Source organism: Gallaecimonas zhanjiangensis, assembly GCF_057624825.1.
In genome coordinates this window covers 356425-374608 of record NZ_CM172603.1, presented here as the reverse complement: position 1 = coordinate 374608, position 18184 = coordinate 356425, and the positions used below count along the sequence as shown (strand labels likewise).

Here is an 18184-nt window from a genome sequence, read left to right as displayed (position 1 = left end):
CTAATCAAGCAGATAATAGGGCAAGCCCGGGGGCAATTGCGAGGTGATAAGTGAAGTGGCTGGTTAGAATTTTGTTTGCCCTGGGGGCGATGGCCATCGTTGGCGCCCTTGGTGTGGTGGGTATGTACTACTACATCAAGCCGGAATTACCCAGTGTTGCCGTGCTCAAGGACGTGCGCTTGCAGACCCCGATGCGGGTCTATTCCGCCGATGGCGAATTGATCTCCCAATTTGGTGAAAAGCGTCGTATCCCGTTGAATATCGAGGATATGCCGCCGCTTTTGATCAAGGCCTTCCTCGACACCGAGGACAGCCGCTTTTACGAACACCCCGGTATCGACTTCGTCGGTCTCGGCCGGGCGGCAGTCAACCTGGTACTGACCGGCCATAAAAGCCAGGGCGCCAGTACCATTACCATGCAGCTGGCCCGTAACTTCTTCCTGACCCGCGAAAAAACCTATATCCGCAAGATAAAGGAGATGTTTATTGCCTGGCATATCGAGCAGTTGCTGAGCAAAAACGAAATCCTTGAGCTGTATCTCAACAAAATCGAGCTGGGGCACCGTGCCTTTGGGGTCGGTGCTGCCGCGCAGGTCTATTACGGCAAAGATGTAAAAGACCTCACCCTGCCGGAAATGGCGGTGTTGGCCGGCCTGCCTAAAGCCCCCTCCACCTTGAACCCCATCTCCAGCCCGGAGCGGGCTCTGGCCCGGCGCAACGTGGTACTGGCCCGCATGAAGGACATGGGTGATATCACCCAGGCCCAGTATGACGACGCCTCCAAAGCCCCCAACACCGCCAAATACCATGGCGCCGAGATAACGTTGTCGGCCCACTACGTAGCGGAAATGGTGCGCCAGGAAATGGTCGACCTGTTTGGTGAAGACGCCGCTTACGGCGAGGGCTACCAAGTCTTTACCACCATTAACAGCAAAGACCAGCGTGCCGCCCAGCAGGCGGTGATCACCAATGTGCTCAATTACGACCGCCGCCACGGCTGGCGCGGCGCGGCGCAGAAACTCAAAGACTGGCCCTGGGATGAAAGCAAAATTCAGGATTTCCTGAAAAGCCAGATGACCTACACCCCTCTGATACCCGCCGTGGTGACTGCCGTGCAAGACCAGTCAGCCACCGTCGAGGTGAAGGGCAAAGGTAAACTTGAGTTGGATTGGTCGGCCATGGACTGGGCGCGGCCCTTTATCGATGAAAACCGTCAAGGCCCGGCGCCTGACAAAGCCAGCGAAATTGTCGCCCCCGGTGACCTTGTCTACGTGCGCCCCCACGGCGATGGCTGGTTGCTGGCGCAGATCCCCGAGGTGAACTCTGCCTTTGTATCACTGCGCCCTAAAGACGGCGCCATCGAGGCGCTGGTTGGCGGCTTTAACTATTACCTGAGCAAGTACAACAGGGTCACCCAAGCCAAACGCCAGGTAGGCTCTAACATCAAGCCCTTCATCTATTCGGCGGCCTTGGATAACGGCTTTACCTTGGCCTCTTTGGTCAACGACGCTCCCATCAATCAGTGGGACCGCTCTCAGGGCTACGCTTGGCGCCCCAAAAACTCGCCGCCGGTGTATAACGGCCCGACCCGCCTGCGCATGGGTCTGGCGGAGTCGAAAAACGTGATGTCGGTGCGGCTGCTAAGAGCCGTGGGTATCGATACCGTTATCAACCGCCTGAGCGATTTCGGCTTCCCCCGCGAAGACTTGCCCCGCAACGAGTCCCTGGCGCTGGGTTCGGCGTCATTAACGCCGATGAATGTGGCCCGTGGCTTTAGCGCCATTGCCAACGGCGGCTTCCTGGTCACCCCTTATCTGATAGACAAAGTGGAAGACGGCTACGGTAACCTGGTGTGGATGGCCACCCCCAAAGTCGCCTGCGCCGAATGCGAGCAGATGTTGGCCAAAGCCAAACCCTGGCCTGTTGCCAACGACCAAGAAGCAGCCATGGACGCCGCCTTTGCCCAGCTCCAGGGCAGTGGCGATGTCAGCTGGCAGGAACAATGCCCGGTGTCCTATATCGGCAGTAACCGCCTGGCGCCCCGAGCCATCAGTGCCCAAACCGCCTTTTTGGTCACCCAGGCCATGGAAAGCACCATCTGGGGCGGCGGCTCCTGGAACCACGGCACCGGTTGGAACGGCACCGGCTGGCGCGCTGCCCGCGAGCTCAAGCGCCATGATATCGCCGGTAAAACCGGTACCACCAACGAGTCTAAAGACGCTTGGTTCTCCGGCTTCATGCCAGATCTGCAAGCCACTTCCTGGATTGGTTACGACACCTACCAGCATGAGCTGGGGGGCACCACCCGCATGAAGGCCATTACCGACGACCCTATCTTCGGCAAGGAAGGCGGTGCTAAGAGCGCCCAGCCGGCCTGGAACGCCTATATGAAGGTGGCGCTGGACGGCATGCCGGAAGAAGGCTTCCCGGTACCGCCCGGCATCGTGACGGTGCGTATCGACCGCGAAACCGGCAAATTGACTCGGGCCACCGACTACACCAGCCGTTTTGAGTACTTCAAGGCCGGTACCGAGCCCAAGACCTTTGCCCGCGATACCCTGGCCAATCCCTTCGACGGCCCGTTGCAGCCCAGCCAAAGCAGCAACGACGATATTTTCGCCCCGGCGGAGCCAGAGAAGACCGGAAACTGACATTGAAATAAAAACAGTTCGCATTTATAATCCGGTCCACTGTTCTCAGTAGGCCGGATTTTTTTATGTATGTTTGCCTCTGCAATGCTGTAACCGACAAGGCAATTCGCAAAGCGGCCGCTTCCGGTTGTCATTCCCTGGCTCAGTTGCGCTGTGAACTGGGCGTTGCCGGCCAATGTGGCAAGTGCGCCCGCCAAGCAAAAGCCGTGCTAAATGAAGCCACTACCAAAGCCACCTCTCAGCGCCCTCCGCAAACGCTTCTCATTACTCAAATAGCTGTTTGACAAGACTTTTTTATCAGCCCATGCTTTCTGGTTAGTAGCATCAGGAGCATTGCATGAAAGGCGATAAGAAAGTCATTCAGATCCTCAACCAGGTACTGGGCAACGAGTTGGTTGCCATCAACCAGTACTTTCTTCACGCCCGCATGTACAAAAACTGGGGCCTGGAAAAGTTGGCTGACCACGAGTACCACGAGTCCATCGACGAGATGAAACACGCCGATTGGCTGATCGAGCGCATCTTGTTCCTAGAAGGCCTGCCCAACCTGCAGGACTTAGGCAAACTCTCTATTGGTGAAGATCCCAAAGAGTGCTTGGAGTGCGACTTGGACCTGGAGCAAAAAGCGCTGCCCGACCTCAAAGACGGCATTGAGTATTGCGAAAAGGTACGTGATTACGTCAGCCGCGACCTGCTGCGCAAAATTCTGAGCTCTGAAGAAGACCACATCGATTGGCTGGAAACCCAACTTGACCTGATAGCCACCGTGGGCCAGCAAAACTACCTGCAATCGCAGATGCACGACGAAGACTGAGCAGCACCGCCAGTACATCACAGATGTCGCAATTTGTATGACATCACAGACGGGCAAAGGTTAAGCAGTTACAATCCGCTGTCCCTTTGCCTGTTTGTTGTTCCCCCTGTGCCAAAGACCCTGATATCCCTTATTTTTTTGCTCTCCAGCCTGGCAGCTCATGCCCAGGAGCTGAGCACTATCGCTGCCGGCCAGTGGGAAGTGGGGCTGGCAGTTGGGGCTGGCCATAAGCAAAATCCGCTGGCCACAAAAGGGGACAACCGCTACTACCTGTTGCCGCAACTGGCCTACTACGCCGATTGGGGTTATTTCGACAACGGCGAGTTGGCCGCCAACCTCTATGACGACGGCGATAACCAGCTGTTTGTCATGGTCAGTTATTCTGACGACGCCTTTTACTTTCATCACTGGAAACGTGTTTCTCTGGCCTCTTCCCGTTTGCCGGCCTTTTGCAATGAATGCAATAAAGTGATGACCACAGAAGAAGTCGTTACCCAACAAGACCACGACCCGCAGTGGGCTTGGTTAGGGGGCCTGGGGTTCAGCCACTACGGGCAACAGGGGTTTGTGCGGCTCAAACTGCTCAACGACATCAGCGGCCGTCACAACGGCGCCTTTGCCAGCCTGCGCTTGGGTCGGGGCTTTGAGTTTTACGGCCAGTGGCAATTTAGCGGCGGTTTTGATTGGAAAAGCGCCGAATTGGTCGACTACTACTATGGAACGGAAAGCCTCGACCAGGATGGTATGGGCTACCAAGGCCGCAGCAGTGTCGACTGGGTCGTCAGCGGCCAATGGCTTTATCCCCTTTCCGAACACCTTGGGTTGCTGGTCAACCTCAATAGCCGTCGCCTTGGAAGCGGCATCGCCAATAGCCCGCTGGTAGACGAAAGGACCGTCTTGGACAGTTTTATCGGCATCACCCTGACCTTTTAGAAACGATGAAATGGCTTGGCCTGGTTTTTCTCATGGGTAACTCAGGGGCGCTAACGGCGCCCCAGGTTGAGTTGCAGCCGAAATGGTGCGTGGCTGCCCCCACTGAGTCCAGTTGCAAAGCCGAGGTCCAGCTTCAATGGTCCCAACCCGAGCCGCTGCCGCTGTGCCTTTATCGCCAGGAGCAGCAGCTCAAATGCTGGCCGGCTAACCGTCAGGGCCATTGGCAAGGCGAGGTCAAAGCCGACACACCCCAGCTGTTCAAACTGATCCTCAACGACGGCACCGTCATCTGGCAGGGAAGCTGGCAGGTGCTTTTCACCCAACACGTAAAGCGGCGTAACCGCATGCCATGGAGCCTTCATTGATAACATCCGACCCCAAAGCCCGTTTGTTGCTGGTTGAAGACGACAGGCGTCTTGCCGAGCTGGTGCAGTTATATCTGCGAGAGCAGGGTTACTTTGTGCACTGGGTTGCCAACGGGAGCCGAGTGCTGCCATTGGCCAGAGAGTTGCAGCCGGACCTTATCATCCTCGATTTGATGCTGCCGGATACCGACGGTTTTACCCTGTGCAGCCAGTTGGCAGAGCAATACAACGGCCCGGTGCTGATCCTGTCGGCCCTGAGCAATAGCCGCGACCAAATTCAGGGCCTGAACCTTGGCGCCGCCGATTACGTGGTCAAGCCGGTTGAGCCCGAGCTGCTGCTGGCCCGTATCGAAAACCTGCTGCGCCGCCAAAACCGGGTGCCGCTCTCCACCAAGCTGCAATTTGGCTCGCTGGTGCTCAACGGTGACACCCGTACCGTCGAGTACCAGGCCAAAGAAGTGGCGCTGACCAGCAACGAATTTGCCCTGCTGTGGGCCCTGGCCAGCCAGGCCGGCAAAGCGCTCAGCCGTGATTATCTCTACGAGAGCCTGCTGGGCTTTAGCTACGATGGCAGCGACCGCAAGCTGGACCAACGCATTTCCAGGCTGCGTAAAAAACTGGGGGACGACAGCGACAGCCCTACCCGCATCAAAACCATCTGGGGCCACGGCTACCTGTTCGCACCCGACTCCTGGTTATGAAACGCCTTTTTATCAGCCTCTATGGCTTGCTGACGCTGGCATTGCTGTCTCTGGGCTACGGCCTGGACCAGCTCTGGCAGCACATTAACAGTGAACCGGCACCAGCCACCGCCAGCCAGGTGCAACTGGTACGGCTGATAAAAAGTGACTTGGCCCCGCTGCCGGCCGAGCAGTGGCAGGCCTACCTTGACCAGCACGGAGTCAAGGCAAAGCTGCTAAGCCCAAGCGATATCCAGCTCACCGCGCCTTTGAGCAAAGAGCAAATTCTGCCTCTAACCCAAGGCAAGCAAGACTTCCTACTCACTCCCCAAGGCAGCCAGTTGCTGCTGATAGGCCCTTTTGAGGAAGGCCCCCGAGCCAGCAGCTTTGGCCTGGAAGCGCTGTTTTTCATTCTGCTGGCGCTCTTTGTGCTGCTGTGGCAATGGCCGCTGGCCCGCGAGCTTGCCGCCTTAAAAAAGGCCGCCCAGGCGTTCGGGCGCGGTTTTTGGCAGCAAAGGGTGAAGGTGCGCCGCGGCGGTTATCTGTCGGACTTGGCCCAGAGTTTTAACCGGATGGCCCAGCGCATCGAGCAGCTGCTGGCCGACCAAGCCCTGATGACTCGCGCCGTCAGCCACGACCTTCGCACCCCTCTGACCCGGCTGCGTTTTGCCCTGGCCATGAATGGCAAAGGCCCTCATTCCGACAGCATCAAGGCCGACCTCGATTACCTGGAACAGATCATCGACCACTGGAGCCAGTTCCACGAACTGGAGGCGGTGGACAGCATCCAGCGCCAAACCATTGCCCTGCCCGCTTTTCTGGCAAAGCTACTGGCAGGGGAAGCGGTGCAGATCAGCGGCGCCCTGCCGGCTACCCTGGCCGCCGACCCGCACCTTTTAACCCGCTGCCTGCAAAACCTGTTGGATAATGCCAAGCGTTACGCCAAAGCGCAGATCCGCCTGGGCTGGCAAGACGACGCCTTGTATCTGGAAGACGACGGCCCCGGCCTTAGCGAAGAAGAAAAACAGCGCGCTACCCAGCTTTTTTACCGGGGCGACAGCGCCCGCAGCCAGGATCAGGCGCCGCACCTGGGCCTGGGGCTCGCCATGTGCGCCCGTATCATGCACCTGCACGGCGGCGAGCTGCGCCTGGAAGATTCGCCCTTGGGCGGCGCCCGTATCGTGCTGCATTTCGGGCAATAAAAAACCCCGCCGAAGCGGGGTTTTTTATTCGTTAGAGCCGGTGCTCCATGGCGATTTCATCGCAGTTGTCCTGGCGCGGGCAGAGCTTGCAGTCCTTCATCACCTTTTCGGGCAGGGTGTCCTTGAAGATCACCTTGAAGCCCTGCTTGTCGAAGAAGCCCGCCACCCGGGTCAGCACGATAACGCGCTTGAGTTTCAGCGACCTGGCTTCGTCCATCAGGATCTGCACCATGGCTTGGCCAAGGCCTTTGCCGTGGGCGTTTTCGTTCAGCCCCAAAGAGCGGATCTCGGCAAGGCCGGTGGAGTAGATGTACAGGCTGGCACAACCGGCCACCTTGCCGTCCACTTCTGCCACCACAAAATCCTGGATGGAGTGGATGATGTCTTCCCGGGAACGGGGCAGGTTTTCACCTTCGCCGGCCCAGTGGCCAATCAGCTTGACGATGGCATCCACGTCTTCGAGGTTGGCGCGGCGCACCGCCTTGGCAGCCAGGCGGCCATTAAAGGCCTTGATGGCTTCCTGTTGGCGCGCCAGCGACACACCGCCTTGAGCGCAGCGTTTTTCCAGCGCCGCCAACAAATCCAGCGCCGGGTAGACATCGTCTTCGATAACCTCTGCCACTTGCTTCATCTGGGCCAGCGGCAGGGCTTCGAGGGGCAGTTGCTGCTCGATGGCCATACGCACCAGCACCCCAACCATGTGGTGGGCTTCGCGGAACGGGATGCCCTTGGCCACCAGGTAGTCGGCCAGTTCGGTGGCGTTGGAGTAGCCTCCGGCGGCCGCCTTGGCGCAGGCTTCCTTGTTCACTTCGATGGTGGCCAGCACTTCACGGGTCAGCAGCAGGCAGTCGCTCCAGGTGTCCAGGGCGTCGAAGAGGCCGTTTTTGTCTTCCTGCAGGTCCTTGTTGTAAGACAAGGGCAGGGCTTTGACGGTCATGGCAAAACCGGCCATGGAGCCAAAGATACGGCCGCTTTTGCCACGGATAAGCTCCAGGGCGTCGGGGTTTTTCTTCTGCGGCATCAGGGACGAGCCGGAGCTGACAGTGTCAGAAAACTTCACGAAACCCGCTTCACCGGTGCCAAAGAAGATAAGGTCTTCGGCCAGCCGTGACAGGTGCAAACCGGAGGTGGAGGCCACCTGCAGCAGTTCCAGCACGAAGTCGCGGTCGGAGATGGCATCCAGGCTGTTACGGGCAGCCCGGTCAAAACCCAGCTCCTTGGCCAGCTTATCCCGGTCGATGGGATAGGCGGTGCCGGCCAGGGCGCCGCAACCGAGCGGGCAGACATTCACCCGCTTGATGGCGTCTTCCAGGCGCTCGGCGTCGCGCTCCAGCATCTCGGCATAAGCCATCACCCAGTGCCCGAAGGTCACCGGCTGAGCCCGTTGCAGGTGGGTATAACCCGGCATCAAGGTGCCGTGCTCGCGCTCGGCCAGCACCGCCATGATCTCCAGGGTCTGGTAGACCTCGCCCAGCAGGCCACGGGCACGGTTACGGCACCAAAGCCGAAAATCGGTAGCCACCTGGTCGTTACGGGAACGGCCGGTGTGCAGCTTTTTGCCAAGATCGCCCACTTCATTGATCAGCCAAGACTCCACAAAACTGTGGATGTCTTCTTCGCTACTGGCATGCAGCGGGCTGGGGTCACTGGCCAGCTGACCGGCCAGTTTGCCAAGGGCGCCTTGCAGCACCTCGGCTTCGCTCTGGGTCAGTACACCCACGTCGGCCAGGGCACCCGCCCAGGCCTGGGAGCCTTGGATGTCCTCGGCCCAAAATCGCCAATCGACAGGTAAAGAGGCATTGAACCGCGCAAAGGCCTCGCTGGCACCTTGCTCAAAACGACCTCCCCAGAGCGCCGCCATGTTATTTACCCTCTTTCTTCAGCGCTTTGATGCGCGCTGGCAGGCTGTACAGACGAATGAAACCGGCCGCGTCTTTCTGGTTGTACACCTCATCGGCGCCGAAAGTCGCGAAGGCTTCGGAGAACAGGCTGTTGGGCGACTCGCTGCCCAGCACGGTGGCGCGGCCTTTATAGAGCTCCACTTTCACCTTGCCGGTCAGTTCCTGGTTGAGGCTCTCAACGCCGGCGACAATGGCTTCGCGCAGCGGGGTGAACCAACGCCCGTCATAGAGCAGCTGGGCAAATTGCAGGCCCAGGTATTTCAGGTGTTGCGAGCAGACCTTGTCCAGTACCAGGTGCGACAGCGCCTGGTGGGCGGCCAACAGTACGGTACCGGCAGGGGTCTCGTAGCAACCGCGGGACTTCATGCCCACCAGACGGTTCTCAACGATGTCGACCCGGCCCACGCCGTGGGCGCTGGCGATGGTGTTGAGTTTTTCAATCAGGGCAGCGCCGGACAACTTCTGGCCGTTCAGAGATACCGGTATGCCGGCGTCAAAATCCAGCTCCACCACTTCGGCGGTGTCCGGGGCTTCTTTGGGGTCAACGGTCCAGGCCCAGCAGTTAACGCCGGCGGTGGTCCAGGTGTCTTCCAGCTCGCCACCTTCGGTGGAGATGTGCCACAGGTTGGCGTCGCGGCTGTAGATTTTGGTCAGGCTGGCGCTACAGGGGATGTTGCGCTCGTCCAGGTAGTTGAGCAGCTCTTCACGGCTGCGCATGGTCCACTCGCGCCAGGGGGCGATGACTTTAAGATCAGGGGCCAGGGCGGCGAAGCAGGACTCGAAACGCACCTGGTCGTTGCCTTTACCGGTACAGCCGTGGGCCAGGGCGTCGGCGCCCACTTTACGGGCCACCATCACCTGGGCTTTGGCGATCACCGGGCGGGCCACGGAGGTGCCCAGCATGTAGTCGTCTTCGTAGATGGACTCGGCCTTGAGCATCGGCCAGATGTACTCGTTGGCCAGCTCTTCTTTGAGGTCGACAATGTGGCACTCGGAGGCGCCAGAGGCCAAAGCCTTGGCTTCCACGCCTTCCAGCTCTTCAGCGCCCTGGCCTACGTCGGCCACGAAGGCGACCACTTCGCAGTCGTAGTTTTCTTTGAGCCACGGCACGATGGCTGAGGTGTCGAGACCGCCCGAATAGGCCAATACCACTTTGGATACAGACATCTGTATTAATCCTCTTTAAGAAGCTTCAAATAAACGGCTTTTTGCACGTGCAGGCGGTTCTCGGCCTGGCGCAGCACGATAGATTGCGGGCCCTCGAGCACTTCGGTGGTCACTTCCTTGCCGCGGTAGGCAGGCAGGCAGTGCATGAAGGCCTTGGCCCCGTATTTTTTCATCATCTCGCTGTTCACCTGGTAAGGCAGGAAGGTGCGCAGCACGTCTTCCGGATCCTTGTCGTCCCCCATGGAGACCCAGGTGTCGGTGTAGATGGCATCTACCCCTTCCAAAGCAGCAAGGTCGTCGGTCACGGTAAAGCCGGTGGCTTCAACGATGTCCGCCGCCGGCTCACAGCCTTTGGGAGTGATAATCACCATCTCTACGCCCAACAGCTTGGACAGTATCATCAGCGATTGAGTGACATTATTACCGTCCCCCACATAAGCCAGCTTCACCCCTTCGAGCTTGCCGAACACCTCGTACAGGCTCAGCATGTCGGCCAGGGCCTGGCAGGGATGGTAACGGTCAGACAGGGCATTGATCACCGACACCGATCCTTTGTCCGCCAGCTCATCAATGGTGGTCTGGCTGAAGGTACGGGCCACGATGCAGTCCACCCAGCACGACAGGTTCTGGGCAAAATCCCCCACCGGCTCACGCTTACCCAGGGCGCCATGGTTCTGGTCAAGATAGACCACAAAAGCGCCCAACTGCTGGGCGCCCAGCTCGAAGGTGACCCGGGTGCGCAGGGAGGGCTTTTCAAAAATCATTGCCACCGACTTGCCGGCCAGGGCCTGGGCGTAGTCGGCTGGCTTGGCCTTTACGGTCGCTGCCTTTTGTAAAAGCGCCTTCAGTTCGCCTTCGGTCCAGTCAAAGTCTGTCAATAAGTGTTTCATGTCGTCCTCAGGGTGCGATCTGGGTGCCAAGGGCGGCGTTGCTGATGGACTGGGGGTCACGCCAGGAGGCAAGGCGTACCGCCCGGCCCAGTTTCCCGGCGGCAAACAGCGCCGCGTCCACCTTCACCACCATGCCGCCGTTGATCACCCCGTCGGCCTTGAGGGCAGCAATATCAGCCGCCGTCAACGACGGGATCAGCTGTTTGTTGCCATCAAGCACGCCGGGTACGTCACTGAGCAGCACCAACTCGGCATCCAGAAGTTCGGCCACCTTGGCCGCCGCTTCATCAGCATTGATATTCAAAAGATCCCCGCCTTTGCTGGCCGCAATGGAGCTCACCACCGGGATGAACCCGCCTTGCAGCAACAACGACAGCAGGGTGTCGGAACCTTCGGTGAGTACGCCCACGGCGCCCCACTCTTGCCCGGCCGGTTCGGCAAAGGCGATGCCGTCGGCCAGGGACAGGCCAACAGGTTCACCGCCTAAGGCACGCATCTTGGCGGCCAGGGTTTTGTTGATTTCACCGGCCAGGGTGCCCACCACCAGTGGCAGGCTGGCGGCATCGGTAATGCGCTTGCCGTTGAACTTACGGGGCTCGATACCGGCTTGTTTCAGCACCTGGTCAACCCGGTCACCACCGCCGTGCACCAGCACTACCGGGCGGTCTTTGATGGCCACCAAGGCACTGAGCAGGCTTTCCAGGGCTTGGCCAGCGTCCAGTACGGCGCCACCGATTTTCACTACCAGCGGCTTCATAGGGCCTCCCAACCGTAGCCCGGCAGCGGCCGGAGCTTGAATCCGAAGTGCGTATTTATGCACTCAACTGCCTGGCTTGCCGCGCCTTTGAGCAGGTTGTCGATGGCAGACGACAGCACCACCAAGTTGCGGGTCTCGTCCACCGCCCAGCCGATTTGTGCATAAGGGGTATAGGCCACGTTCTTGATGGCCGGGGATTTTTCCCGAAGATTGCCGGTCAGCTGTACCGACGGATGATTGCCGTAACAGTCGTTGTAGAGCGCGTCCAACTGGCCCTGGGTGGTACCGGCCTTCACCGGCACGGTGATGGTGGCCAGGATGCCGCGGTCAAAGGCGCCCAGGTGCGGGGTAAAAATGAGGTCGCAGCCCAGGTGCTGGGCAATTTCCGGCTGATGGCGATGGCCCAGCACCCCGTAGGCGCTGAGGCTCACCTCACAAAACTGGGTGTGGGGCTTATTGGATTTACCGGCACCGGATACACCGCTGACCGCATTGATAATGGGCAGGCCATCAATAAGGCCCGCTTTCATCAGCGGTTTGAGGGCCAGCAGGCTGGCGGTGGGGTAACAGCCAGGGGCGGCAATCAGGCGGCTTTTTTTGATGGCGTCATCGTTCCAGCCCACCAGGCCGTAAACGGCGCCGGCCAGCAGATCCTTTGAGGGGTGCTCGAAGCCGTACCATTTGGGATAAGCTGAGGCGTCCAGGCGAAAGCCGCCGGACAAGTCCACAATCAGCGCGTCGCTGTGCCTGACCAAATCCGGCACCAGCTCAGCAGAGGCTTCATGGGGGGTGGCCAGCAGGATCACCTGGGCGTCTTTGGCGGCGGCCAGGATGGCTTCGAGGTTGCCGTCTTCAATCACGCCCTTGATGCCCAAAGGCAGCGGCTCACCGGCATTTTTGGAGCCGGCGGAGGCAAAGACATGTCCGAGTTTCAGCTGGGGATGGGAGGTAACCAGTTTGCACAGTTCCTGGCCTGTGTAACCGGCGCCACCAATAATAAGGGTTTTCAACATGGCAACAGCTCTCAAGAATCAATGACACCAAGTCTAGATGAGCAGTAGTGAAGCCTGATGCAACGCGCCTGCTCCCGGGCAGGCTTTAAAAAAGCGGTCCCGGATTCAATGGAATACGCAGTTGTATCGTCGCATCGGTTGAAACATTTTTATCCCTGGATGGTGGATTTTAATTCAATGCTCGATAGACTACCCAAACCTAAATTTTAATGCAACACCACCGGGAATTTATTCATGCAGAAATTACCCTCTCTGGCGCAGATGTTTAACCGGTTGCTGACCCTGCCTTCGGTGTCGGCCACCGATCCGGCGCTGGATACCGGCAACAAGGCGGTGATCGAGCAATTGGCCCAGTGGTGCGAGACTCTGGGCTTTAAGGTGACCTTGCAGCCGGTGGGCCACAACAAGTTGAACCTGTGGGCCGAGCTGGGCAGTGGCCCTGGCGGCCTGCTGCTGGCAGGCCATGCCGACACCGTGCCCTTCGACGAGGGCCGATGGAATAAAAATCCACTGGCAATGACCGAAGCCGACGGCAAATGGTTTGGCCTGGGTGCCACCGACATGAAGGGCTTTTTCGCCCTGGTGCTGGCGGCCCTGGAGGGCATGGATTTAAGCCAACTCAAGGCGCCGCTGCGTATCGCCGCCACCGCCGATGAAGAAACCTCTATGGAAGGGGCCCGCCGCCTGGCCGAGGCTGCCCCGTTCAGCCCGGCCCTGACCCTGGTGGGGGAGCCAACCGAGCTCAAACCCATCGGCCGCCATAAGGGCCATATCAGCGCCGGTATCCGCATTACCGGCAAGAGTGGCCATTCATCAGACCCCGGCGCCGGCCTTAACGCCATGGAGCTGATGCACGGCGTGCTGGGCGATTTGATTGTGCTCAAACAGGAGTTGGCCGAGCGCTACTGCGACCATCACTTCGCGGTGCCCTACCCGACCCTGAACCTCGGCCACATTCACGGCGGCGACAACGCCAACCGCATCTGCGGCTGCTGCGAGCTGCATATCGACATGCGCCCGCTGCCGGGCATGAGCATTCCCGAATTAGAAGGGCTTTTGAAAGAAAAGCTGTCAAATGTAGAAAAAGCACATCCCGGCGCCTTGCAGTGGCAGCACCTGCACGAGCCCTGCCCGGCCTTTGTCAGCCCGGATGGGCCCTGGAAAGACGAAGTCAGCCGGCTGCTGGGCCAACCGGTGGAAACCGCCAACTACGCCACCGAAGCCCCCTTCTTTGCCAGCCTGGGCAGCGAGGTGCTGGTGCTGGGCCCGGGTTCCATCCGCCAGGCCCATCAGCCCGACGAGTTTATGGCCATGGATCAGATAGGCCCGGCCATGGAACTGGTGCAAGGCATGGTCAAGCGGCTGTGTCTCACGTAACATCGGGGAAGCGTTGTCTTTTAACAACAGGTTTACATCATGGAATGGTTAACCGATCCCAGCGCCTGGGCCGCCTTGGCGACCCTAACCCTGCTTGAGATCGTCCTTGGCATCGACAACATCATTTTTATCTCGGTGCTGGTAGGCAGGCTGCCCGAGCAGCAACGGCAAAAGGGGCGCCTGCTTGGCCTGGGATTGGCCATGCTGACCCGCATCCTGTTGCTGCTGAGCCTGTCCTGGGTGATGGGGCTGACCAGCCCCTGGTTTGAAATTGGCGATTTCGCGGTGACCGGTCGCGACAGCATCCTTATTCTCGGCGGGCTATTCCTTATCTGGAAAAGCACCCATGAGATCCACAACAGCCTGGAGGGCGAGCAAGAGAGCCACGAAGCCCCCAAGTCTGCCGCCTTTGCCGCCACCCTGGTGCAAATTGCCATTATCGATATCGTCTTCTCCCTAGACTCGGTGATCACCGCCGTCGGCCTTGCCAACCATATTGAGGTGATGATCATCGCCATCGTGCTGTCGGTAGTGGTTATGATGCTGGCAGCCAAGGCCATCGGCGATTTTGTCGACCGCCACCCCACCATCAAGATGCTGGCCCTGTCGTTTTTGATTCTGGTGGGCTTTACCCTCACCGGCGAAGGCTTTGGCCTGGACATCCCCAAAGGCTACGTGTACTTCGCCATGGCCTTCTCGCTGGGGGTGGAAGTGCTCAATATTCGCGCCCGCAAGGGCCGCCGCAAGGTGGTGCAGCTGCGTAAACGCCAACCCGGTGACGGCGCATGAGCCTGGCACTGGTGCTGCCGGGGCGCGGCGGCGAGGGTTTGGCCAAGCGACTAAAGGCGCTGGATGAGCAGTTGGATATTCAGCTGTGGCCCGATTGCCCCGCTCCCCAGACCGTAGCGTTTGCTGTTGCCTGGCAGCCGCCAGCCGGCGCCTTGGCGCAGTTTCCCAATCTCAAAGTGGTGCAAAGCCTGGGCGCCGGGGTCGACGGCCTGGCCGCCGAGATGCCTTCCGGGGTGACGCTCTGTCGCACCATCAGCCCCAACCTCAAAACCGATATGCGTGATTACGTGCTGCTGGCCATCCTTGCCGAGCAGCGCCAGTGGCAGGCCATGGCCAGCGACCAAGCCAACCAAGATTGGCAGCAGCGCCATTATCGCCGGGGCGGCTGCGTTGGGGTGATGGGCCTTGGGCAATTGGGCGGCTATGTGGCGGGCCAGCTTGCCGGCCTTGGCTTTAGCGTCAAAGGCTGGAGCCGCAGCCCCCGGCAGCTGCCGGGCATCGACTGCTTTAGCGGCGAGGCAGCCCTTGGCGATTTTCTTGCCGGGCTCGACTATCTGGTGTGCCTGCTGCCGCTAACGCCCCAAACCCAGGGGCTGATGAACGGCGCCTTTTTTGCCCGGCTCAATAGCGCCCCTTATCTTATTCATGTTGGGCGCGGCGCCCAGCTTGACGAGCAGGCCCTGCTGGCAGCCCTTGACGGCGGCCAGCTGCGCGGCGCCTGCCTCGATGTGTTTATCCAAGAACCCCTACCCCGCCAGCACCCGTTCTGGCGGCATCCAACCATAACAGTCACTCCCCACAACGCCAGCATCACAAGCGGTAACGATTTGGCCAGGGTGGTCTATCAAAACTATCTTGCAATGCGCCAAGGCACGGCGCTTAACCATGTCGTCAATACGACCCTCGGTTATTGAAGGAGGATTCTCATGGCTGACCAATACGGCGCCCTGAAACGACAAGTTCACATGCTCGGCGACATGCTGGGCCAGACCATCGCCCACGATCAGGGCGAGGCTTATCTCGATCGCATCGAGGCCATTCGCCAGTTGGCCAAGGCTGCCCGCTTTGGCGACCGCGCCCGGCGCGACGAGCTGCTGGAAACCCTCACCAGCCTGCCCGACGACGAGCTGGTGCCAGTGGCCCGGGCCTTTAACCAGTTTTTGAATTTGGCCAACATCGCCGAGCAGCATTTTAGCGTCACCAACAACATGGACAGCGTCGGCCGCCGCCTCGACGAACTGCTGGCCGGCCTTAATGCCGAGCAAAAAGCCAAACTGCCCCAGGTGCTCAAGGAGATGGACATCGAGCTGGTGCTCACCGCCCACCCCACCGAGGTGACCCGCCGCACCCTCATCGTCAAATACGACGAGATTGCCGACTGCCTCAAGGCCCTTGAGAACCCCAACATTGGCACCAGCGAGCAGCAAAAGTGGCAAGACCGGCTGCGCCAGCTCATTGCCCAGGCCTGGCACACCAATGAAATTCGCTCCGCCCGCCCCACCCCGGTGGATGAGGCCAAATGGGGCTTTGCCACGGTAGAAAACGCCCTGTGGGACGCAGTGCCGGACTTTATCCGCCAGTGCAACGCCAAGCTGGGCCAGTTCGAGCTGGAACTGCCCTGGGAGAAAAGCCCGGTGCGCTTTGCCTCCTGGATGGGCGGTGACCGCGACGGCAACCCCAATGTGACCGCCAAAATCACCGAGCGGGTGCTGCTGCTGGCTCGCTGGACGGCGGCCGATTTGTTCCTGCGCGACATCAGCCCGCTTATCTCCGAGCTGTCCATGCACCAGGCCAATAGCGAAGTCATGGCCATGGGCGACAACAGCAAGGAGCCCTACCGGGTGGCCCTTCGCAAAGTGCGCCGCCAGCTGCGCAACACCATCGATTACATCGAGGCGACCCTGCGCGGCGAACAGGCCGACAGCGACAACATCCTCTGGCAGGACGAGGACTTCCTCAAGCCACTGCTGGCGGTCCACAAGAGCCTCTACGAGTGCAAGATGGAGCAAATCGCCGACGGCCCGCTGCTGGATATGATCATCCGCGCCCGCTGCTTCGGCCTGAACCTCATTCGCCTCGATATCCGCCAAGACTCGGGCCGCCACGCCGAGGCCGTAGACGAAGTCACTCGCTATCTTGGCCTGGGCTCCTACCTCGAATGGGACGAAGCCAAGCGCCAACAGTTTTTGCTGGCCGAGCTCAACTCCAAGCGGCCCCTTATTCCCCGCAACTGGCAACCGGGCGCCGACACCCAGGAGGTGCTGGACACCTTTGCGGTGGTGGCCCGCCAGCCCAAAGAAGCCTTGGGCATTTACATCATCTCCATGGCCTCCCAGCCCTCGGACGTGCTGGCGGTGGCGCTGTTCTTTAAAGAGGCTGGCATGCGGTGGGCCATGCCCATAGCGCCGCTCTTTGAAACCCTGGACGATCTCAACAACGCCGCCGATGTGATAACGGCGCTGCTGGACGTGCCCTGGTACCGCGACTACGCCAACCACCACCAGGAGGTGATGATTGGCTACTCGGATTCGGCCAAGGACGCCGGGGTGATTGCCGCCGCCTGGGCCCAGTACCGGGCTCAGGAAGCGCTGGTGAATATCGGTAAGGAACGGGGCATCAGCCTGCGGCTCTTCCACGGCCGCGGCGGCACCGTTGGCCGCGGCGGCGGCCCGGCCCAGGGGGCCATTCTGTCGCAGCCGCCAGGCTCGGTGGACGGCGGCCTGCGGGTTACCGAGCAAGGGGAGATGATCCGCTTCAAGTTCGGCCAACCGGCCATTGCCGTGAACAGCCTGATGATCTACATCACCGCCATTTTGGAAGCGCGCTTGTCGCCGCCTCCCGAGCCCGAGCAAAGCTGGCGCGAGGTGATGGACAAAATGGCCGACGACGCCTGCACCGCCTACCGGGCCGTGGTGCGCGGCCATAAGGACTTTGTGCCCTATTTTCGCGCCGCCACCCCCGAGCAGGAGCTGGCCAGCCTGCCTCTTGGCAGCCGCCCCTCCAAACGCCGCCCCGATGGCGGTGTGGAGTCGCTTAGGGCCATTCCCTGGATCTTCTCCTGGACCCAAAACCGGCTGATGCTGCCGGCCTGGCTGGGCGCCGGCCAGGCCCTTCGTAACATGATTGAGGCTGGCCGCCAGCAGGAGCTGGAAACCCTCTACCAACGCTGGCCCTTCTTCAAGGCGCGGCTGGATATGCTGGAGATGGTGTACATGAAGACCGACTCGGAGCTGTCGGCTTATTACGATCAGCGCCTGGTTCCGGAGCACCTGTGGCCGCTGGGTAAACAGCTGCGGGCGCTGCTCCACGAGGGCATTCACACCCTGCTGACCTTGTCCAAGGAAGAGTTCCTGATGGACCAGGACCCCTGGCTGCAAGAGTCCATCAAGCTTCGCAACCCCTACACCGACCCGCTCAACATCCTGCAGGCGGAGTTGTTGCGCCGGGCCCGGGCTTCGGAGACGGCGCCAGAGCCGGTCAAACAGGCGTTGATGGTCACCATGGCCGGTATTGCCGCCGGTATGCGTAACACCGGCTAATTCGGGCCGGGCTAATGCAGCGACGCCTAACTTGGCAAAGCGGCGTCGCTGCACTAGTATCCGCTATGGCATGGATTGCAATAGTTGTTAATAATCAATTCGTTAT

Annotated in this window: 16 protein-coding genes; 11 read left to right on the top strand and 5 right to left on the bottom strand. The window is 60.0% G+C overall.

What is annotated here, in order from left to right:
- The first annotated feature begins 50 nt into the window (after nt 1-50).
- The 7 genes from AC22G1_RS01760 to AC22G1_RS01730 all read left to right on the top strand — a co-directional run bounded on the left by AC22G1_RS01760 (nt 51) and on the right by AC22G1_RS01730 (nt 6645).
- Nucleotides 51-2651, top strand: a complete 2601-nt coding sequence (locus tag AC22G1_RS01760) for a penicillin-binding protein 1A (protein WP_487315244.1) — start codon at nt 51-53, stop codon at nt 2649-2651.
- A gap of 65 nt (nt 2652-2716) precedes the next feature.
- Nucleotides 2717-2935, top strand: coding sequence for a bacterioferritin-associated ferredoxin (locus AC22G1_RS01755; protein ID WP_487315243.1), 219 nt, complete (start codon nt 2717-2719; stop codon nt 2933-2935).
- A gap of 53 nt (nt 2936-2988) precedes the next feature.
- A complete protein-coding gene (gene bfr / locus AC22G1_RS01750) occupies nt 2989-3465 on the top strand; it encodes a bacterioferritin (protein WP_487315242.1) in 477 nt (158 codons plus the stop codon).
- Between the two features lie 108 nt (nt 3466-3573).
- Complete coding sequence (locus AC22G1_RS01745; RefSeq protein ID WP_487315241.1) at nt 3574-4398, top strand: MipA/OmpV family protein; 825 nt, start codon at nt 3574-3576, stop codon at nt 4396-4398.
- A gap of 32 nt (nt 4399-4430) precedes the next feature.
- Entirely contained in the window at nt 4431-4763 is a 333-nt protein-coding gene (locus AC22G1_RS01740; protein WP_487315240.1) for a DUF3019 domain-containing protein, read from the top strand.
- Nucleotides 4760-5464: a response regulator transcription factor gene (locus AC22G1_RS01735; protein ID WP_487315239.1), complete on the top strand. Its 705-nt coding sequence runs from the start codon at nt 4760-4762 to the stop codon at nt 5462-5464. The genes AC22G1_RS01740 and AC22G1_RS01735 overlap by 4 nt, the downstream gene beginning before the upstream one ends.
- Entirely contained in the window at nt 5461-6645 is a 1185-nt protein-coding gene (locus AC22G1_RS01730) for an ATP-binding protein (protein ID WP_487315238.1), read from the top strand. Before AC22G1_RS01735 ends, AC22G1_RS01730 begins: the two co-directional genes overlap by 4 nt.
- 31 nt (nt 6646-6676) lie before the next feature.
- Here the strand turns inward: AC22G1_RS01730 and argH are convergent, their stop codons facing one another.
- The 5 genes from argH to argC are packed head-to-tail and all read right to left on the bottom strand — an operon-like array spanning nt 6677 to nt 12373.
- On the bottom strand, nt 6677-8506 hold the full coding sequence (argH, locus tag AC22G1_RS01725; protein WP_487315237.1) for an argininosuccinate lyase: 1830 nt from the start codon (nt 8504-8506) through the stop codon (nt 6677-6679).
- Nucleotide 8507: 1 nt separating this feature from the next.
- Nucleotides 8508-9713: an argininosuccinate synthase gene (locus AC22G1_RS01720; RefSeq protein ID WP_487315236.1), complete on the bottom strand. Its 1206-nt coding sequence runs from the start codon at nt 9711-9713 to the stop codon at nt 8508-8510.
- 5 nt (nt 9714-9718) lie between these two features.
- Nucleotides 9719-10603 (bottom strand): ornithine carbamoyltransferase, encoded by an 885-nt coding sequence (locus tag AC22G1_RS01715; RefSeq protein ID WP_487315235.1) that lies wholly within the window; start codon nt 10601-10603, stop codon nt 9719-9721.
- Between the two features lie 7 nt (nt 10604-10610).
- Entirely contained in the window at nt 10611-11360 is a 750-nt protein-coding gene (gene argB / locus AC22G1_RS01710; RefSeq protein WP_487315234.1) for an acetylglutamate kinase, read from the bottom strand.
- Entirely contained in the window at nt 11357-12373 is a 1017-nt protein-coding gene (gene argC, locus AC22G1_RS01705; protein WP_487315233.1) for an N-acetyl-gamma-glutamyl-phosphate reductase, read from the bottom strand. The genes argB and argC overlap by 4 nt, the downstream gene beginning before the upstream one ends.
- A gap of 234 nt (nt 12374-12607) precedes the next feature.
- Between argC and argE the strand changes: the two genes are divergently transcribed.
- Genes argE through ppc form a run of 4 tightly spaced genes read left to right on the top strand, consistent with a single transcriptional unit; the run spans nt 12608 to nt 18078 of the window.
- Nucleotides 12608-13750, top strand: a complete 1143-nt coding sequence (gene argE / locus AC22G1_RS01700; protein WP_050659199.1) for an acetylornithine deacetylase — start codon at nt 12608-12610, stop codon at nt 13748-13750.
- 39 nt (nt 13751-13789) lie between these two features.
- Entirely contained in the window at nt 13790-14539 is a 750-nt protein-coding gene (locus AC22G1_RS01695) for a TerC family protein (protein ID WP_487315232.1), read from the top strand.
- Complete coding sequence (locus tag AC22G1_RS01690; RefSeq protein WP_487315231.1) at nt 14536-15453, top strand: 2-hydroxyacid dehydrogenase; 918 nt, start codon at nt 14536-14538, stop codon at nt 15451-15453. The genes AC22G1_RS01695 and AC22G1_RS01690 overlap by 4 nt, the downstream gene beginning before the upstream one ends.
- Nucleotides 15454-15465: 12 nt before the next feature.
- Nucleotides 15466-18078: a phosphoenolpyruvate carboxylase gene (gene ppc, locus AC22G1_RS01685; protein ID WP_487315230.1), complete on the top strand. Its 2613-nt coding sequence runs from the start codon at nt 15466-15468 to the stop codon at nt 18076-18078.
- Nucleotides 18079-18184 lie beyond the last annotated feature (106 nt).